15 protein-coding genes are annotated in these 17,178 nt (G+C 71.7%); 12 read left to right on the forward strand and 3 right to left on the reverse strand.

Going from position 1 to position 17,178, the window contains the following annotated elements; all coding sequences use genetic code 11:
* Positions 1 to 4 precede the first annotated feature (4 nt).
* The 11 genes from OHA55_RS20340 to OHA55_RS20390 all read left to right on the forward strand — a co-directional run bounded on the left by OHA55_RS20340 (position 5) and on the right by OHA55_RS20390 (position 12,744).
* Entirely contained in the window at positions 5 to 1,285 is a 1,281-nt protein-coding gene (locus OHA55_RS20340) for an acylneuraminate cytidylyltransferase (RefSeq protein ID WP_266708356.1), read from the forward strand.
* 14 nt (positions 1,286 to 1,299) lie between these two features.
* A complete protein-coding gene (locus OHA55_RS20345; RefSeq protein WP_266708358.1) occupies positions 1,300 to 2,232 on the forward strand; it encodes an N-acetylneuraminate synthase family protein in 933 nt (310 codons plus the stop codon).
* Between the two features lie 11 nt (positions 2,233 to 2,243).
* On the forward strand, positions 2,244 to 3,293 hold the full coding sequence (locus OHA55_RS20350; protein WP_266708360.1) for a hypothetical protein: 1,050 nt from the start codon (positions 2,244 to 2,246) through the stop codon (positions 3,291 to 3,293).
* Positions 3,294 to 3,609: 316 nt separating this feature from the next.
* Positions 3,610 to 4,869: an amidohydrolase gene (locus OHA55_RS20355; RefSeq protein WP_266708362.1), complete on the forward strand. Its 1,260-nt coding sequence runs from the start codon at positions 3,610 to 3,612 to the stop codon at positions 4,867 to 4,869.
* A 325-nt stretch (positions 4,870 to 5,194) separates the two neighbouring features.
* The gene (locus OHA55_RS20360) at positions 5,195 to 6,262 is read left to right on the forward strand and encodes a BMP family protein (protein WP_266708364.1); all 1,068 of its coding nucleotides are present in this window, start codon (positions 5,195 to 5,197) and stop codon (positions 6,260 to 6,262) included.
* A 275-nt stretch (positions 6,263 to 6,537) separates the two neighbouring features.
* Positions 6,538 to 8,115, forward strand: coding sequence for an ABC transporter ATP-binding protein (locus tag OHA55_RS20365; protein WP_266710838.1), 1,578 nt, complete (start codon positions 6,538 to 6,540; stop codon positions 8,113 to 8,115).
* Positions 8,112 to 9,224 carry an ABC transporter permease gene (locus OHA55_RS20370; protein ID WP_266708366.1) on the forward strand — a complete coding sequence of 371 codons (1,113 nt, stop codon included), beginning with the start codon at positions 8,112 to 8,114 and terminating at the stop codon, positions 9,222 to 9,224. The genes OHA55_RS20365 and OHA55_RS20370 overlap by 4 nt, the downstream gene beginning before the upstream one ends.
* Positions 9,221 to 10,489 carry an ABC transporter permease gene (locus tag OHA55_RS20375; RefSeq protein ID WP_266708368.1) on the forward strand — a complete coding sequence of 423 codons (1,269 nt, stop codon included), beginning with the start codon at positions 9,221 to 9,223 and terminating at the stop codon, positions 10,487 to 10,489. The genes OHA55_RS20370 and OHA55_RS20375 overlap by 4 nt, the downstream gene beginning before the upstream one ends.
* A complete protein-coding gene (locus tag OHA55_RS20380; protein ID WP_266708370.1) occupies positions 10,486 to 10,887 on the forward strand; it encodes a cytidine deaminase in 402 nt (133 codons plus the stop codon). The genes OHA55_RS20375 and OHA55_RS20380 overlap by 4 nt, the downstream gene beginning before the upstream one ends.
* Positions 10,888 to 11,038: 151 nt before the next feature.
* Positions 11,039 to 12,316, forward strand: coding sequence for a thymidine phosphorylase (locus OHA55_RS20385; RefSeq protein ID WP_266708372.1), 1,278 nt, complete (start codon positions 11,039 to 11,041; stop codon positions 12,314 to 12,316).
* Positions 12,317 to 12,372: 56 nt separating this feature from the next.
* Positions 12,373 to 12,744, forward strand: a complete 372-nt coding sequence (locus tag OHA55_RS20390) for a lipid asymmetry maintenance protein MlaB (RefSeq protein ID WP_266708374.1) — start codon at positions 12,373 to 12,375, stop codon at positions 12,742 to 12,744.
* Between the two features lie 24 nt (positions 12,745 to 12,768).
* On the opposite strand, the gene OHA55_RS20395 is transcribed toward OHA55_RS20390, so the two are convergent.
* From OHA55_RS20395 to OHA55_RS20405, 3 genes are all read right to left on the reverse strand, one after another.
* Positions 12,769 to 13,806 (reverse strand): sigma-70 family RNA polymerase sigma factor, encoded by a 1,038-nt coding sequence (locus OHA55_RS20395; RefSeq protein WP_266708376.1) that lies wholly within the window; start codon positions 13,804 to 13,806, stop codon positions 12,769 to 12,771.
* Between the two features lie 89 nt (positions 13,807 to 13,895).
* Complete coding sequence (locus OHA55_RS20400) at positions 13,896 to 14,564, reverse strand: L,D-transpeptidase (RefSeq protein ID WP_266708378.1); 669 nt, start codon at positions 14,562 to 14,564, stop codon at positions 13,896 to 13,898.
* A gap of 236 nt (positions 14,565 to 14,800) precedes the next feature.
* On the reverse strand, positions 14,801 to 16,156 hold the full coding sequence (locus OHA55_RS20405; RefSeq protein WP_266708380.1) for an MFS transporter: 1,356 nt from the start codon (positions 16,154 to 16,156) through the stop codon (positions 14,801 to 14,803).
* 62 nt (positions 16,157 to 16,218) lie between these two features.
* On the opposite strand from OHA55_RS20405, the gene OHA55_RS20410 reads away from it, so the two are divergent.
* A complete protein-coding gene (locus OHA55_RS20410; RefSeq protein ID WP_266708382.1) occupies positions 16,219 to 17,172 on the forward strand; it encodes a LysR family transcriptional regulator in 954 nt (317 codons plus the stop codon).
* Positions 17,173 to 17,178 lie beyond the last annotated feature (6 nt).

The following is a 17,178-nucleotide window of genomic DNA, read 5'->3' on the forward strand; positions in this document are numbered from 1 at the left end:
ATCGATGCCGACACCCACCGTCCTCGCGGTCATCCCCGCCCGGGGCGGATCCAAGGGCGTACCCGCCAAGAACCTCGCCCAGGTCGGCGGCGTCCCGCTGGTGTCCCGCGCGGTCCGCGCCTGCCTCGGTTCCGCCGAGGTCACCGACGTCGTCGTCACCACCGACGACGCGGCCATCGCCGAGGCCGCCCGGCTCGCCGGCGAGAGCGCGGGCGCGGCCGGCCGGGTGCACGTCGTGCAGCGCCCCGCGGACATCTCCGGGGACACCGCGACGAGCGAGGCCGCCGTGCTGCACGCGCTCGACGCCTACGAGGCGCTGCGCGGCGCCGCCGCCGACGTGGTGCTGCTCGTCCAGTGCACCAGCCCCTTCCTCTCCCGCGAGGACGTCGACGGGGTGGCCCGCGCGGTCGCCCGCGAAGGCGCCGACACGGCCGTCACCGTCGCCCCGTTCCACGGCTTCGTGTGGCGCGACGGCGAAGCGGTCGAGGAGAGCAGCTACGGCGTCAACCACGACAAGGCCGTCCGCCCCCGCCGCCAGGACCGTCCGCAGGACCTGCTGGAGACCGGCGCCGCGTACGCCATGGACGTGGCCGGCTTCCGTACCCACCGCCACCGCTTCTTCGGCCACACCGCCCTGGTCCGCACGGACCCGGCGCGGGTGCTGGAGATCGACGACCCGCACGACCTGGCCCGCGCCCGCGCGCTCGCCCCGCTCCTCGACCCGTCGGCGCTGCCGACCCTCGCGGACGTGGACGCCGTGGTGCTCGACTTCGACGGCACCCAGACCGACGACCGCGTCATGGTCGACCAGGACGGCCACGAGACGGTCTCCGTCCACCGCGGCGACGGCCTCGGCATCGCGGCCATGCGCCGTGCCGGACTGGACGTCCTCATCCTGTCGACCGAGCAGAACCCGGTGGTCGCCGCCCGCGCCCGCAAGCTCCAGGTCCCCGTGCTGCACGGCATCGACCGCAAGGACCTCGCGCTCAAGCAGTGGTGCGACGAGAACGGCGTCAGCCCCGACCGGGTCCTCTACGCCGGCAACGACGTCAACGACCTGGCCTGCTTCGCCCTGGCGGGCTGGCCCGTCGCGGTGGCGAGCGCCCACGACGCGGTACGCACCGCGGCGCGAGCCGTCACCCGTACCCCCGGCGGCCTGGGAGCCGTCCGCGAGATCGCGGGCTGGCTCCTGGGCCCCGAACTGACCCGCACCCGGGGCGGTTCGGCTCCGGCCCCCACCAGCACCACCCCCGCTGTCAACACCCCCACGATCACCACCAAGTAAGGAACACCCTCATCATGAGCGACTCCCGTCTGCGCCAGTTCGGTACCCGCACCGCAGGCCCCGGCCAGCCCGTGTACATCACCGGCGAGATCGGTATCAACCACAACGGCGAGCTGGACAACGCCCTCGCCCTGATCGACGTCGCCGCCGACGCCGGCTGCGACGCCGTCAAGTTCCAGAAGCGCACCCCGGAGATCTGCACCCCGCGCGACCAGTGGGACATCGAGCGTGACACCCCCTGGGGCCGGATGACGTACATCGACTACCGCCACCGCGTCGAGTTCGGCGAGGACGAGTACCGCACCATCGCCGAGCACTGCGCCAAGCGCGGCATCGACTGGTTCGCCTCCCCGTGGGACACCGAGGCCGTCGCCTTCCTGGAGAAGTTCGACGTCCCGGCCCACAAGGTCGCCTCCGCCTCGCTCACCGACGACGAGCTGCTCCGCGCCCTGCGCGCCACCGGCCGCACGGTCATCCTCTCCACCGGAATGTCGACCCCGAAGCAGATCCGCCACGCGGTCGAGGTCCTCGGCAGCGACAACATCCTGATGTGCCACGCCACGTCGACGTACCCGTCGGTCGCCGAGGAGCTCAACCTCCGCGTCATCAACACCCTGCAGGCCGAGTACCCGAACGTCCCGATCGGTTACAGCGGCCACGAGACCGGCCTCCAGACCACGCTGGCCGCGGTCGCGCTCGGCGCCACGTTCGTCGAGCGCCACATCACCCTGGACCGCGCCATGTGGGGCTCCGACCAGGCCGCTTCCGTCGAGCCGCAGGGCCTCGCCCGCCTCGTCCGCGACATCCGCACCATCGAGGCCTCCCTCGGTGACGGCGTCAAGAAGGTCTACGAGTCGGAGCTCGGCCCGATGAAGAAGCTCCGCCGCGTCGCGGGCGTCGTCGCCGAGACCGAGAGCGCGACGGCCGCCGAGCCGGCCGCGGTCTGAGACGACATCCGGTGAACCTCGCCTTCGTCGAGAGCCCGGTCCAGCTCCTGAACGTCCTGGAGTGGACCCACGCCAAGGGGGAGGAGACGCCGGCCGTCACCACGGTCGTCGTCCTCCCCCCGGTCGACCCGATGTCGCGCGGCCAGCTGCGAAGGATGGCCGACCTGGCCCGCGACGAGGGCATCACCGTGCGCTGGCAGGAGGCGCGCGGCGAACAGGGCACCCCGCTCAAGACGCTGCGCGCCCTGGTGGCGCTGGTGCGCAGGGCCGACCACGTCGTGATCGGTGACCCGTTCTCGCGCTACGTCCAGCTCCTGCTGAGTATCGTGCGCACCGGCGGCCTCACGGTGGTCGACGACGGCACCGCCACGATGGAGTTCGTGGCACAGCTCGCCCGCGGCGAGCGTCTGGTGCGCTGGCACCGCAAGGGGAACAAGGGGCCGCGCGAGCTGCTGCTCGCACCGGTCACCGCCGCCGCCCGCCGCCGGTTCGTCCCGTCGGCCGGGCGCCGCGTCGAAGTGTTCACCGCGATGCCGGTGGAGGCCCCCGAGGGGGTCGAGGTCACCGCCAACACCTTCTCCTGGACCCGTGCGCGCTTCGGCCCGCCCCGTCTCACCAAGGGCGCCGACATCGTCGGCACCTCCCTGGTGGAGACGGGCGTGGTCGAGCCGGCGCCGTATCTGGAAGCGGTGGCGGCCCTCGCCCGTACGCACGGCGCCACCCGTTACTTCGCGCACCGCCGCGAGGCGACGGACAAGCTCCACGCCCTGGAGGCCGCCACCGGTCTGGAGATCGTCCGGCCGGACCTGCCGCTGGAGCTCATCGCCCGGCGTGGCCCCATCGGCCGTACCGTGCTGAGCTTCCCCTCCACCGTGGTGCACACGCTGCCCCTCGCGCTGGCGGGCACCGGGGTCAAGGTCGCGGTCTGCGACATCGACCCCGAGTGGCTGCGGGACACGGCGTCCTCGCGTGCGCAGGGGTTCCTCTCCGGGGTCACCGAGACCGCCCGGGACGTGCACCGGCTGGCCTTCGCCCCGCTGGCCCCGCCCGCGGGGTCCTGACCGGGAGCACGGAGCCGGACGGATCGAGCCGGACGCACGGAGCCGGACGCACCGAGCCGGACGCACCGAGCCGGACGCACCGAGCCGGACGCACCGAGCCGGGAGGCCCGGGTCCCGCGGCGAAGTCCGCGCGACCCGGGCCTCCGTGCGTACGGCCCGAACACCCCACCCGTACGGCGCAGTCGGGAAAAACGGCGCAGTCTACCCACCGTGCGTACGCCCCACACGTTTCGGCGCCGTTTCATGTTCATCCGAGGTGCTGAAGTTTTGTTGATCCATGTCCGGTCGGGGGGTCCGTAGGCATACCCTTCGATGGGTGAACCAGTTGAAGTCCCGCGCGTCCCTCGTCCACGCCGACGGTGAACCGGCCGGTCGCTCACCGGCCCGGGCGGTCTCCCTGCCCGGCACCCTCTCCGAAGAGCTCCGGGCCGAGCTGATCGCCTTCCGCCGCGATCTCCACATGCACCCCGAGCTCGGCAACCAGGAGTTCCGCACCACCGCCGCCATCAAGGCCCGGCTGGAGCAGGCCGGACTCGCCCCCCGGGTCCTCTCCACCGGCACCGGCCTGATGTGCGACGTGGGGCGGTGGGACGGGGAGACGCCGATGCTGGCGCTGCGCGCGGACATCGACGCGCTGCCCATCCCGGACGTCAAGACGGGCGTTCCCTACCGCTCGACCGTCCCCGACCGCGCGCACGCCTGTGGCCACGATGTGCACACCACCACGGTCCTCGGCGCGGGGCTGGTCCTCGCCGAGCTCGACCGCCGGGGCGAGCTTCCGCACGCCGTCCGGCTGATCTTCCAGCCCGCCGAGGAGGTACTGCCCGGCGGCGCCCCCGACGCCATCGAGTCCGGGGTCCTGGAGAACGTCGGCCGGATCATCGGCGTGCACTGCGACCCCAAGGTGGACGTCGGCAAGATCGGGCTGCGGGTCGGGGCCATCACCTCCGCCTGCGACCGGCTGGAGGTCACCCTGGACGGGGCGGGCGGCCACACCGCGCGCCCGCACCTCACCACGGACCTGGTCACCGCCGCCGCCCGGGTCGCCGTCGACGTGCCCGCGCTGCTCGCCCGCCGGGTGGACGCGCGCTCCGGCCTCGCCGTCACCTGGGGCCGGCTGCACACCGGCCACGCCTGCAACGTGATCCCGCAGCACGCGGAGATGTCCGGCACGGTCCGCTGCCTCGACCTGAAGGCATGGCGGGACGCCCCCGACCTGGTGCACGCGGCCGTCGACGAGGTCGCGACCACGCACGGCGCCAAGACCGTCATCAACTACGTCCGGGGCGTGCCGCCCGTCGTCAACGACGCGGCCTCCATCGGCCTGCTCGACGCCGCCATGACCGAGCGCCGCGGACCGTATGCGATCGAGGACACCGAGCAGAGCCTCGGCGGCGAGGACTTCTCCTGGTACCTGGAGCACGTGCCGGGCGCCATGGCCCGCCTCGGGGTCCGGGCGCACGGTGACACCCGCGGTCTCGACCTGCACCGGGGCGACTTCGACGTGGACGAGGAGGCCATCACCGTCGGGGTCGAGCTGTTCACCGCCGCCGCCCTGCTCAACGGCGCGAGGTAGTGATCGCGGGCGCCGCCCCGGGGGGACGTGAGGCTCGTGCCACGTCCCCTTTTCGGGGGTGTTACCCCCTGATGTCCGCCATGGAGGACATCGGATGCCGGGCGGAGGCGCCAGGGAGGCCGGGCACAGGCCGCACACGGACCGGACGCAGTACCTCCGCCCGAAATGTGGCGGAGTGTCAGGTGGTGCGATGTGACCAAAACTCTTCACGACGATCCGATAACGACTGGTGAACGTGTCTTTAACTGACATCTACGCGCGTTACGATCGCGGCGAACCCAGCGCCGGAGTGGCGCTTTCGGTCAGGTTTTTAAGGAGCCTCCCAGTGCGCCGGATCACCAGGATCGCCACCGTGGGCATTGCGTCCGCGGCTTTCGCGCTGTCCGTCACGGCTTGTGGCGGTAAGACGTCCTCCGAGGGCAGCAGCAGCGACAGCAGCAGCAGCTCGTCCTCCGGCGGCAAGACCGCCCTCGCCTACGACATCGGTGGCCGCGGCGACCAGTCGTTCAACGACGCCGCCTACGCGGGCCTGGAGAAGGCCACGAAGGAGCTCGGCTACAAGGGCGTCGAGGCGGAGCCCTCCGAGGGCGAGAGCGACGCGGACAAGATCCAGCGCCTGACCGAGCTCGCGCGCGGCGGCAACAACCCGGTCATCGGTGTCGGCTTCGTCTACGCCAACGCCATCGCCGAGGTCGCCGCGAAGTTCCCGAACACCACGTTCGGGATCATCGACGACAGCTCGAAGCCCACCAAGAACACCGCGAACCTGGTCTTCAGCGAGGAGCAGGGCTCGTACCTCGCCGGCGTCGCCGCCGCCAAGGTCACCAAGACCGACACGGTCGGCTTCATCGGTGGTGTCGAGACCCCGCTGATCAAGAAGTTCGAGGCCGGCTTCGTCCAGGGCGTCAAGGACACCAAGGCGGGCGTCAACGTCAAGGTCCAGTACCTGACCCAGCCGCCGGACTTCACGGGCTTCTCCAAGCCCGACCTCGGCAAGGCCGCCGCGCAGGGCCAGCTCGACGCCGGCGCCGACGTGATCTACTCCGCCGCCGGTCTCGCCGGTTCCGGCGCGATCGAGGTCACCTCGAAGGCCAAGAAGTGGTCCATCGGCGTCGACTCCGACCAGTACAACCAGGCCGGCCTCGCCGACTACAAGGACTACATCCTGACCTCGGTCACCAAGGACGTCGCCGACTCGGTCTTCAACCTGATCAAGTCGGTCAAGGACGGCAAGCCCGAGACCGGTGAGATCCGCGCCGGCCTGGACACCGACGGTGTCGGCCTCGCGACCTCCAACCCGGCCTTCACCGCGATGACGGACGTCACCGCCGCGATCGACAAGGCCAAGGCCGCCATCATCGCCGGCACGATCACGGTCAAGACCGCCCCGTAACACCCCACCCCCGTGAGGGGCGGCGGCCTCCGCCGCCCCTCACGGGTGCGGTCGCGGGTACCCGGACGCGGAACCCTATGATTCCGGGACCAGGGAGAACGGCCTACGCCGAACTCCCCGGTCCCGGACGGTGTTCCGCCGTCTGGTTCTTTCTATTCGGCAACGCTACGCGTGTAGAGGCCCCTCGGGCGCGGTAGCTTCGCCCCGGCCCCTGCTCGTACGGCCCCATCCCCGGCAGCCGTGCTCCGCTCCTTCCCCGCCAAGGAGAGTGCGTCATCAACGCGTCCAGCCCTCCTGCCGTAGAAATCCGCGGCATCACCAAGCGCTTCCCCGGCGTCGTCGCCAACCACGACATCGACATCACCGTCGCCAAGGGCACCGTGCACGCGCTCATCGGCGAGAACGGCGCCGGCAAGTCGACCCTGATGAAGATCCTCTACGGCATGCAGAAGCCGGACGAGGGCACCATCACGATCGACGGCGAGACCGTCACCTTCGCCAGCCCCGCCGACGCCATCGCGCGCGGAGTCGGCATGGTCCACCAGCACTTCATGCTCGCCGACAACCTCTCCGTCCTGGAGAACGTCGTCCTCGGCGCGGAGAAGCTGCACGGCATCGGCGGCGCGGCCCGGAAGAAGATCCTGGAGATCTCCGACGCCTACGGTCTCGGCGTCCGCCCCGACGTCCTCGTCGAGGACCTCGGCGTCGCCGACCGCCAGCGTGTGGAGATCCTCAAGGTCCTCTACCGCGGCGCCCGCACCCTCATCCTCGACGAGCCCACCGCGGTGCTCGTCCCGCAGGAGGTCGACGCGCTCTTCGACAACCTCCGCGAGCTCAAGGCCGAGGGCCTGACCGTCATCTTCATCTCGCACAAGCTCGGCGAAGTGCTCTCCGTGGCCGACGAGATCACCGTCATCCGCCGGGGCACCACCGTCGGCACCGCCGACCCGCGCACCGCGACGACCAAGCAGCTCGCCGAGCTGATGGTCGGCAGCGAGCTGCCCTCGCCGGAGACCCGCGAGTCGACCGTCACCGACGTGCCCATGCTCACCGTGGACGCGCTGCGCCTCACCGCGACCGACTCCGACGGCGTCGTCCGCGAGGTCCTCGACGGCATCGGCTTCACCATCCACAAGGGCGAGGTCCTCGGCATCGCCGGTGTCGAGGGCAACGGCCAGAGCGAGCTGATCGAGGCGCTCACCGGCCTGCGCGACCCGGACGGCGGCACCATCTCCCTGGACGGCGCGGACATCTCGCACGTCTCCACCCGCAAGCGCCGCGAGGGCGGCCTCGGTGTCATCCCCGAGGACCGTCACCGCCACGGGCTGCTGCTGGAGTCCCCGCTCTGGGAGAACCGCATCCTCGGCCACGTCACCGAGAAGCCCAACAGCCGGGGCGTGTTCCTCGACCTGAAGGCGGCCCGCGCCGACACCGAGCGGATCGTGCGCGAGTACGACGTCCGCACCCCCGGGATCGACGTCACCGCGGCCTCCCTCTCCGGCGGCAACCAGCAGAAGCTGATCGTCGGCCGCGAGATGAGCCACAAGCCGAAGCTGCTCATCGCCGCCCACCCCACCCGGGGCGTGGACGTCGGCGCGCAGGCGCAGATCTGGGACCAGATCCGCGAAGCGCGCCGCGAGGGCCTCGCCGTGCTGCTCATCTCGGCCGACCTGGACGAGCTGATCGGCCTGTCCGACACGCTGCGCGTCATGTACCGGGGCCGGCTGGTCGCGGACGCCGACCCCGCGAGCATCACGCCGGAGGAGCTGGGCACCGCCATGACCGGCGCGGCCTCCGGTCACATCGCGCACGACGACACCAGCGCGCACGACGAGAACGGTGAGAGCCGATGAAGAAGTTCGACAGGGACCGGCTGCTCCTGGGCGCCGCCGGCCCGGCACTCGCCCTGGTGGTGGCGTTCCTGCTCACCGCGGTGGTGCTGCTGCTCTCCGGCAACAGCCCCTTCGAGCCGTTCCGGCTGATGTTCGACAACGCCCAGTACGTCGACGTACAGGTGCTGATCGTCAACCAGACCGGCACGTACTACCTTGCCGCGCTCGCCGTCGCGGTCGGGTTCCGGATGAACCTGTTCAACATCGGCGTCGACGGTCAGTACCGGCTCGCCGCGATGATCGCGGCCGTGGTCGGCGCCTCCGTGACGCTGCCGGGCCCGCTGCACGTCCTGCTGATCCTGGTCACCGCGATGGCGGTCGGCGCGTTCTGGTCCGGCATCGCCGGTCTGCTGAAGACCCTCCGGGGTGTCAGCGAGGTCGTCTCCACGATCATGCTGAACGCCATCGCGACCAGCCTGATCGCCTGGCTGATCCTGACGGACAACTTCGGTGTCCAGCCGGCGGGTTCCAACGACCTCAACACCGGCGAGATCGCCTCCTCCGGCTGGTTCCCCGGCCTGGACGCCGGTGACGGCGGCACGATCTACGGCTTCACCTTCGTCGCCTTCGCCCTCGGCATCGTCTACTGGTTCACCCTGGGCCGCACCCGCTTCGGCTTCGACCTGCGCGCCACCGGCGCCAGCGAGTCCGCCGCCCGGGCCAGCGGCGTCGACGCCAAGCGCATGGTGCTGACGGCGATGCTGATCTCCGGCGCCGTCGCCGGTCTGGTCGGCATGCCGATCCTGCTCGGCCAGAGCCACACGTACAACCTCAGCTTCCCCGCCGGCGTCGGCTTCATGGGAATCACCGTCGCCCTGCTCGGCCGGAACAACCCGGTCGGCATGTTCTTCGCGGCCCTGCTGATGTCCTTCCTGGAGAAGACCTCCGCGTCGCTGGACCAGTACGGGTACCCGCAGGAGATCGCCATGATCATGCAGGGGCTGATCGTGATCTCCGTCGTCGTCTCCTACGAACTTGTCCGCCAGTACGGGCTCCGCCGACAGCAGCAGAAGGTCGGCGAGGAACTCGCCGCCCAGGCCCGCGAGAACCGTGAGGGAGCAGCGGCATGAGCACCGTCCCGACGACGTCCACCGCCACCACCGCGCCCGGGAAGGGCGGCGGCCGGAGCAGGCTGAGCCTGCCGGTCGTCCTGCTGATCGCCGCGGCCGGTCTGGCGCTGTTCTCGCTGACCCGCGTCATCAGTGGCGCGAACGACCTGACCTCCGTCGGTCAGGTGTCCGGCGCGCTCCAGCTCGCCGTCCCGATCGGCCTCGCCGGCCTCGGCGGCCTGTGGGCCGAACGCGCCGGCGTGGTCAACATCGGTCTCGAAGGCATGATGATCCTCGGCACCTGGTTCGGTGCCTGGGCCGGTTACCAGTGGGGCCCGTGGACCGGTGTCCTGATGGGCATCGTGGGCGGCGCCCTCGGTGGCCTGCTGCACGCCGTGATGACCGTGACCTTCAAGGTCAACCACATCGTCTCCGGTGTGGCGATCAACATCCTCGCGGTGGGCGTCACCCGCTACCTGTCGAACTACACCTTCGCCGAGGCGGAGGGCGGTTCCTCCAAGCAGTCGCCCCGCATCGGCGAGATCACCGACATCACGATCCCCGGGCTCTCGGACTGGATGGCCGACCTCCAGGCCCACCACTGGTTCTTCGTCTCGGACCTCGCCGGGATCATCGGCGGTGTGGTCACCCACCTCTCGCTGCTGACCGTGGTCGCGATCCTGCTGATCCCCGGCACCTGGTGGGTGCTCTGGCGCACCGCGTTCGGCCTGCGCCTGCGCTCCTGCGGCGAGAACCCGGTGGCCGCCGAATCGCTCGGCGTCAACGTCTACACGTACAAGTACGTCGCCGTCGCCGTCTCCGGCGGTCTGGCCGGTCTGGCGGGCGCGTTCCTCGCGATCGTCTCCACCGGCATCTACCAGGAGGGCCAGACCGGCGGGCGCGGTTACATCGGTCTCGCCGCGATGATCTTCGGCAACTGGATGCCCGGCGGCATGGCGCTCGGCGCCGGCCTCTTCGGCTTCACCGACAGCCTGAAGCTGCGCGGCGGCGCGGAGAACGTCCACGCGGTGCTGCTCTTCCTGGCGATCCTGCTGGTCGCCGCGGTGATCTGGCAGCTCGTGCGCCGCAAGTACATCGGTGCGGCCGTCTCGGCGGTCTTCTCCGCGCTGCTCTTCGTCTGGTACGCGCTCACCGACGAGGTGCCCAGCCAGTTCGTGGACGCCGCCCCGTACGTGGCGACGCTGCTGGTCCTCGCGCTCTCCGCTCAGCGGCTGCGGATGCCGAAGGCGGACGGCATGCCGTACTTCAAGGGCCAGGGCAAGTGACGACCCCGGCGGCCGCGGCCGACTGGGAAGGGCTGCGGAAGGTGGCCCGGGAGGCGATGTCCCGGGCGTACGCCCCGTACTCCGGCTACCCGGTCGGCGCCGCCGCCCTGGTCGACGACGGCCGTACCGTCGCCGGCTGCAACGTGGAGAACGCCTCGTACGGCATCGGCCTGTGCGCCGAGTGCGGGCTGGTCTCCGAACTCGTGGCCACCGGCGGCGGCCGGCTCACCCACTTCACCTGCGTGGACGGGTCGGGCGAGATCCTGGTGCCGTGCGGCCGCTGCCGCCAGCTGCTGTACGAGTTCGGGGGCCCGGACCTCGTCCTGGAGACCCCGGACGGACTGCGTACCCTCGACGAGATGCTGCCCCAGGCCTTCGGTCCGCAGAACCTGGCCTGAGCCGGTATTCCTCGACTCCGGTGGCCCTCCCGCGCGTCGGGAGGGCCACCTCCGCGTTCTTCCTCTATGCGCGTAGAGTTCGGGCCGGTCCGCCCTCTTGCCCGGCGCTACCCGCGCCCTCATCATCGAGCTCCCTGCCGGAAGGAATCCCATGGACGCCATCTCCGTCATCCGCACCAAGCGGGACCGCGGCGAACTGACCCCCGAACAGATCGACTGGGTCATCGACGCGTACACGCGCGGCGTGGTCGCGGACGAGCAGATGTCCGCCCTGGCCATGGCGATCCTGCTGAACGGCATGAACCGTACCGAGATCGCGCGCTGGACCGCCGCGATGATCGCCTCCGGCGAGCGGATGGACTTCGCGGCGCTCTCCCGCCCCACCACCGACAAGCACTCCACCGGTGGCGTCGGCGACAAGATCACCCTGCCGCTCGCCCCGCTGGTCGCCGCCTGCGGCGCGGCCGTCCCGCAGCTCAGCGGCCGGGGCCTCGGTCACACCGGCGGCACCCTCGACAAGCTGGAGTCCATCCCCGGCTGGCGCGCCCACCTCTCCAACGAGGAGATGCTGAGCGTCCTCGACACCACCGGCGCCGTCATCTGCGCGGCCGGCGACGGCCTCGCGCCGGCCGACAAGAAGCTCTACGCGCTCCGCGACGTCACCGGCACCGTCGAGGCGATCCCGCTGATCGCCAGCTCGATCATGTCGAAGAAGATCGCCGAGGGCACCGGGGCACTCGTCCTCGACGTGAAGGTCGGCAGCGGCGCCTTCATGAAGACCATCGAGGACGCCCGCGAACTCGCCTCCACCATGGTCGCCCTCGGCACCGACAGCGGGGTGCGCACGGTCGCCCTGCTCACCGACATGTCCACCCCCCTCGGCCTCACGGCGGGCAACGCCCTGGAGGTGCGCGAGTCGGTCGAGGTGCTGGCCGGCGGAGGCCCCCGGGACGTCGTCGAACTGACCCTGGCGCTCGCCCGCGAGATGCTGGACGCGGCGGGCCTCAAGGACGCCGACCCCGAGAAGGCGCTCTCCGACGGCTCCGCGATGGACGTCTGGCGCCGCATGGTCTCCGCCCAGGGCGGCGACCCGGACGCGGCCCTCCCGGTCGCCCGCGAGCGCCACGTGGTCACCGCCCCGGCCTCCGGTGTGCTGACCCGGCTGGACGCGTACGACATCGGCGTCGCCGCCTGGCGCCTCGGCGCGGGCCGCGCCCGCAAGGAGGACGCGGTGCAGGCGGGGGCCGGCGTCGAGCTGCACGCCAAGCCCGGCGACACCGTCATCGCGGGCCGGCCGCTGCTGACCCTGCACACGGACACCCCGGAGAAGTTCTCCTACGCCCTCGACGCGCTGCCGGGCGCCTGGGACATCGCCCCGGCCGGCACGGACTTCACCGCCCCGCCGGTGGTGCGCGAGCGCATCGCGTAACCGTCTGCCGTCCGGCGGCGCGCGCGCCGATGAGTTACGGGGCCGGGGACGGTCTCATGGGTGTGGAAGCAGCCGCACCCGAGACCGTCCTCGTCCTCACCGGCCGGATCACCCGCGCCGACGTGCCGGAACTCCGCGCCGCGCTGGAGCGGCTGCTGGCCGACCCCGGCCGCGGCCCCGGCCCGGCCGAGTGTGACCTCGCGGGAGTGGTCCGCCCGGATCTCACCACCGTGGAGGCGCTCGCCCGGCTCTCCCTCACCGCCCGCCGGGCGGGCCGGGGCCCGTTGCGGCTGCGCGGCGTACCGCCCGAACTGCGCACCCTGCTGGAGCTGGTGGGCCTGACCGACCTGGCCGGACTGGCGGTCGAGGCCGGACCTGTGGCGGAAGCCGGACCTGCGGTCGAGGCCGGACCGGAGCGGCGGGCCTGAATCGGGCCCGCACGCCCCCGGCGGTCACTTCCCGTCGGCGTCCAGGCTGTCCGGCAGCCCGAACAGCGGGAACCAGCGCTGGGTGTCCAGGAAGCAGTGCATCGCCGTGATGGCGCCGTCCTGGATGTCGATGATCTGCACCGCCCACGGCAGGTAGCCGGGCCCGTCCGGGTTCGGCTTGTAGTGGGCGAAGGCCGGGGTTCCGTTGGCGGCGGTGGCCACCAGCCGGGAGCCCTCGCAGCTCGCGCCGATGGAGAGCATGAAGCCGGTGATGTCGTCGTGCCCCTGGAGCCAGAGGTCGAACGGCGGCATGGTCATCACGGCGTCCTCGTGGAGGAGCGCGGTGAGCGCCTTCATGTCGTACCCCTCGAAGGCGGCGACGTACCGCTCCAGGAGTCTGCGCTGCTCCTCGTCGAGCGGGTCGGCGGTGTCGGGGCCGCGCTCCCCTGCCTCGGACAGGGTGGCCCGGGCCCGCTGGAGGGCGCTGTTCACCGAGGCGACGGAGGTGTCGAGGAGTTCGGCGACCTCGGACGCCTTCCACGCGAGGACCTCGCGCAGGATGAGCACCACCCGCTGCTTGGGAGGCAGATGCTGGAGCGCCGCCACGAACGCCAGGCGTACCGACTCGCGCGCCACGGCCGCCTCCGCGGGGTCGGCGGGGGAGGGGAGGACACGGCCGTCCGGCATCGGCTCCAGCCAGACGTTCTCCGGCAGCGGGTTGAGCGCGGCCTGCGCGAGCGGGGTGGGCCCGGACAGGTCGACGGGGCGGGCCCGTTTGTTGCCCGCCGTCAGCATGTCCAGACAGACGTTGGTCGCGATCCGGTACAGCCACGAGCGCAGCGACGAACGCCCTTCGAACTTCTCGAAGTTGCGCCAGGCGCGCACCATGGTGTCCTGGACCGCGTCCTCCGCCTCGAAGGCCGAGCCGAGCATCCGGTAGCAGTACCCGGTCAACTCGACCCGGTGCCCCTCCAGTCGGCTCTCGACGCTGCCCGCCTCCGCGTCCCCGCTCCCGGCCTCCGCGTCCCCGGTCGCGCTCTCCGCCACGTTGAGATCACTCATCGCCCTACCCCTGTCGCGCTGTGACACCGCCCCCGCCGTCAGGAAGCTACCGCAGCGCACGGACAAGCGGGCGGGAAGCGCACAACCGCTCAGGTCCCGGGCTTGCGCCCGTACACGTAGACGTCGTCGCCGTTCCTCAGCAGCTTCCAGTATGCCTTCGCGTCGGTGGGCCGCATGTTGACGCAACCGCCCGATCCGGGCGGGTTCCACATGGACTTGGTGACCGAGTGGAACGCCTGACCGCCGTCGAAGAACTGCGAGTACGGCATCCAGACGTGGTAGATCGTCGACCAGTGGTTCTGGTGCCGCCAGTAGATCTTCTTGGCGCCGGTACGCGTCTCCGCGCCGTCACGGCCGGTCCGTACCGGCACGGGTCCCCGGACGAGCTTCGCCCCGTCCTGGATCCAGCTCAGCTGCCGGGTGAGGTCCACGCAGGCGATGCGCCCCTTGTTGGTGGGGCACTTCTTCGCCTTGTTCGGGTTCTTCCCCGCCGCCTTCTGGGCCAGCATGGTGTTCATCGTGCGCCAGGTGATGGGCCCGGCGTAGCCGATGGTGGGCGTGATCCCGTGCGTCTTCTGGAACTTCTGGATCGCCTTGCAGTCGGTGGTGGACTGCTTGCCGTCGACCGGCCGCCCGAGGAACTTCTCGACCTGCTTCTGGTACGGCCCCTTCGACGTGGTGCACGAGGCGGCCTCGGCGGCCGTCCCCGTCGTGAGCACCAGTGCGGGGGCGGCCACCAGCCCGGCGACCGAGAGCACCCCCACGCGCCTCAGCCGGGTCTGTCTCCGCGGGGCCTTCGGCGTGGCGGCGGTACTCGTGGGTGGTGTGGTTCCTGATGTTCCCGTGTGGTCCATGTGCGCCAACTCCCCTTCACGCGCAGCAGGTTGGTCACATGCTGGACGAACGAAGGGGAGCCGGGGTTGTCCGCGGGACGGTCTCGTTACGAGAACGGCGGCCGGGTACAGGCGGGTTCGGCGGGCTCTCGCCCACAGGGTCAGCGCGCGACGGCCATCCCCGCGTGCCGCTGGTGCGCCTTGCGCTCGACCCGCGCGCACCGCGACCCGTACAGCGTCACGGAGACGACACCGGCCACCGCGAGGAGACCGAGCCCGACCGTGCCGGTCCAGCCGCCCGCGTGGAAGGCGACCGCGCCGAGCGTGCCGCCCGCGCTGGAGCCGAGGTAGTACGCGGACTGGTAGAGCGCCGACGCCTGGGCGCGCCCCGTGGTGGCCGTACGGCTCACCGAGGAGGAGGCGACCGCGTGACCGGCGAAGAAGCCCGCCGTGATCAGGACCAGGCCCAGCAGCACAGCGGCCAGCTGGTCGGCGAGCGAGAGCAGCAGCCCGGCGGCGGTGGTGGAGACGGCGAGGTAGAGCGCGCCCCGTCGGCCGAGCCGGCCGACCAGGCGGCCCGCCGCGGCGGAGGAGACCGTGCCGACCAGGTAGACGAGGAAGATCGAACCGACCACGCCCTGCGGCAGGTCGAACGGGGCCGCCACCAGCCGGTAGCCGATCGCCGTGTAGACGGCGCCGAACACCGTCATGAAGAGCCCGCCGATGAGGAACAGCCGGCGCAGCAGCGGATCGGCCAGGTGCCCGCCGACCGTGCGCGCCAGCGCCTTCGGGTTCAGCGTGCCCGGGACGAAGTGGCGCGCGCGGGGCATCAGCAGCTGGAAGGCGACCGCGCAGCCCACCGCCAGCAGCCCTACCGCCCCGAGGGCGACCCGCCAGCCCCAGAGCTGGGTGATCCAGCCGGTCAGGATGCGGCCGCTCATGCCGCCGATGCTGTTGCCCGCCACGAACAGGCCGATCGCGGCGACCAGCGCCTTGGGCCGGACCTCCTCCGCGAGGAAGGCCATCGCGGAGGCGGGCAGCCCCGCCAGTGCCGCGCCCTGCACCGCGCGCAGGGCGATCAGCCAGCCGAGCGAGGGGGCGAACGGCACCAGCATGCCGATGGTGACGGCGATGGCCAGCGAGGCGGTCATCATCTGCCGGCGGCCGAAGCGCTCGGAGAGCGCGCTCAGCGGCAGCACGGTGAGCGCCAGTGCCCCGGTGGCGGCGGAGACCGTCCAGCTCGCCTGCCCGGCCGTGGCGCCGAACGACGCGGAGACCGAGGGCAGCAGGGCCTGGGTGGAGTAGAGGAGGGCGAACGTCGCGACCCCGGCGGCGAAGAGCCCGAAGCTCATGCGGCGGTAGCCGGGCCGGCCGGGTTCGAGCCGCGCGTCGGCGGGAGCGGCAGGCGGGACGGCCGCCGCGGGAGGGGACGCGACGGCCGGAGCGGACGCGTGCGGAACGGGCTGTGCGGAGGCATCCACCGCGACGGTGGATGCCCCGGTACTGGCAGGAGGCATACCGCGACCGTAGGCCGGAGCGTTTGATGCGTCCAATGCATGAAACCGCGATAATCGTTCCCATGGCGCATGACCGCAGCTCACAGCCCCGACTGTCACCGAGCAGTTACGAAGAAGACATTCGCGCGGTCCTCGCGCCCCGGCTCGCGTACTTCGAGGCGGTCGCCCGCCACGAGCACGTCACCCGGGCCGCACAGGAGCTCGGGGTGCCGCAGTCCACCCTGTCGCGGGCCATGGTCCGCCTCGAACAGGACCTCGGTGTCGACCTGTTCGCCCGCCGGGGCCGTACCGTCTCCCTCACCCCCGCCGGGCGCACCTTCCTCGGCTCCGCCGAACGCGCGCTGGCCGAGGTGGAGAAGGCCGCCGACTCCGTCCGGGCCGACGCCGACCCGGCCTCCGGGAAGGTCGCCTTCGGGTTCCTGCACACCATGGGCTCGGAGACCGTACCCGCCCTGATCCGGGCCTTCCGCGTCGACCACCCGGGCGTCCGCTTCCAGCTGGTGCAGAACTACGGCGAGGCGATGATCGAACGGCTGCGGGCGGGGAGGCTGGACCTCTGCCTCACCTCGCCCGTCCCGGACGCGCCCGATCTGGTGGCCCGCCGGCTGGACGAGCAGCGGCTGCGGCTGGTGGTCCCCGACGACCACCGGCTGGCGGGCCGCCGCCGGGTCCGGCTCGCGGAGGCCGCCGAGGAGACCTTCGTGACGTTGGAGCCGGGGTACGGCCTTCGGCGGATCACCGACGACCTCTGCGCGGAAGCCGGGTTCGTGCCCAGGGTCGCGTTCGAGGGCGAGGAGGCGGAGACCCTGCGCGGCCTGGTCGCCGCCGGACTCGGCGTCGCCCTGCTGCCCCCGCCCGCCGTCGCCCGCCCCGGAGTCGTCGAGCTGACGGTCACCGCCCCGCGCGCGGTCCGCGAGATCGGCGTCGCCTGGCTGGACGGCCACCCGGACACCCCGCCGGTCGCCGCCTTCAAGCAGTTCCTCATCTCCCGCCGGGGGCATCTGCTGCCGGACTGACCCGGG

It is taken from the genome of Streptomyces sp. NBC_00102, from assembly GCF_026343115.1.
In the GTDB taxonomy this organism is placed as follows: Bacteria; Actinomycetota; Actinomycetes; order Streptomycetales; family Streptomycetaceae; genus Streptomyces.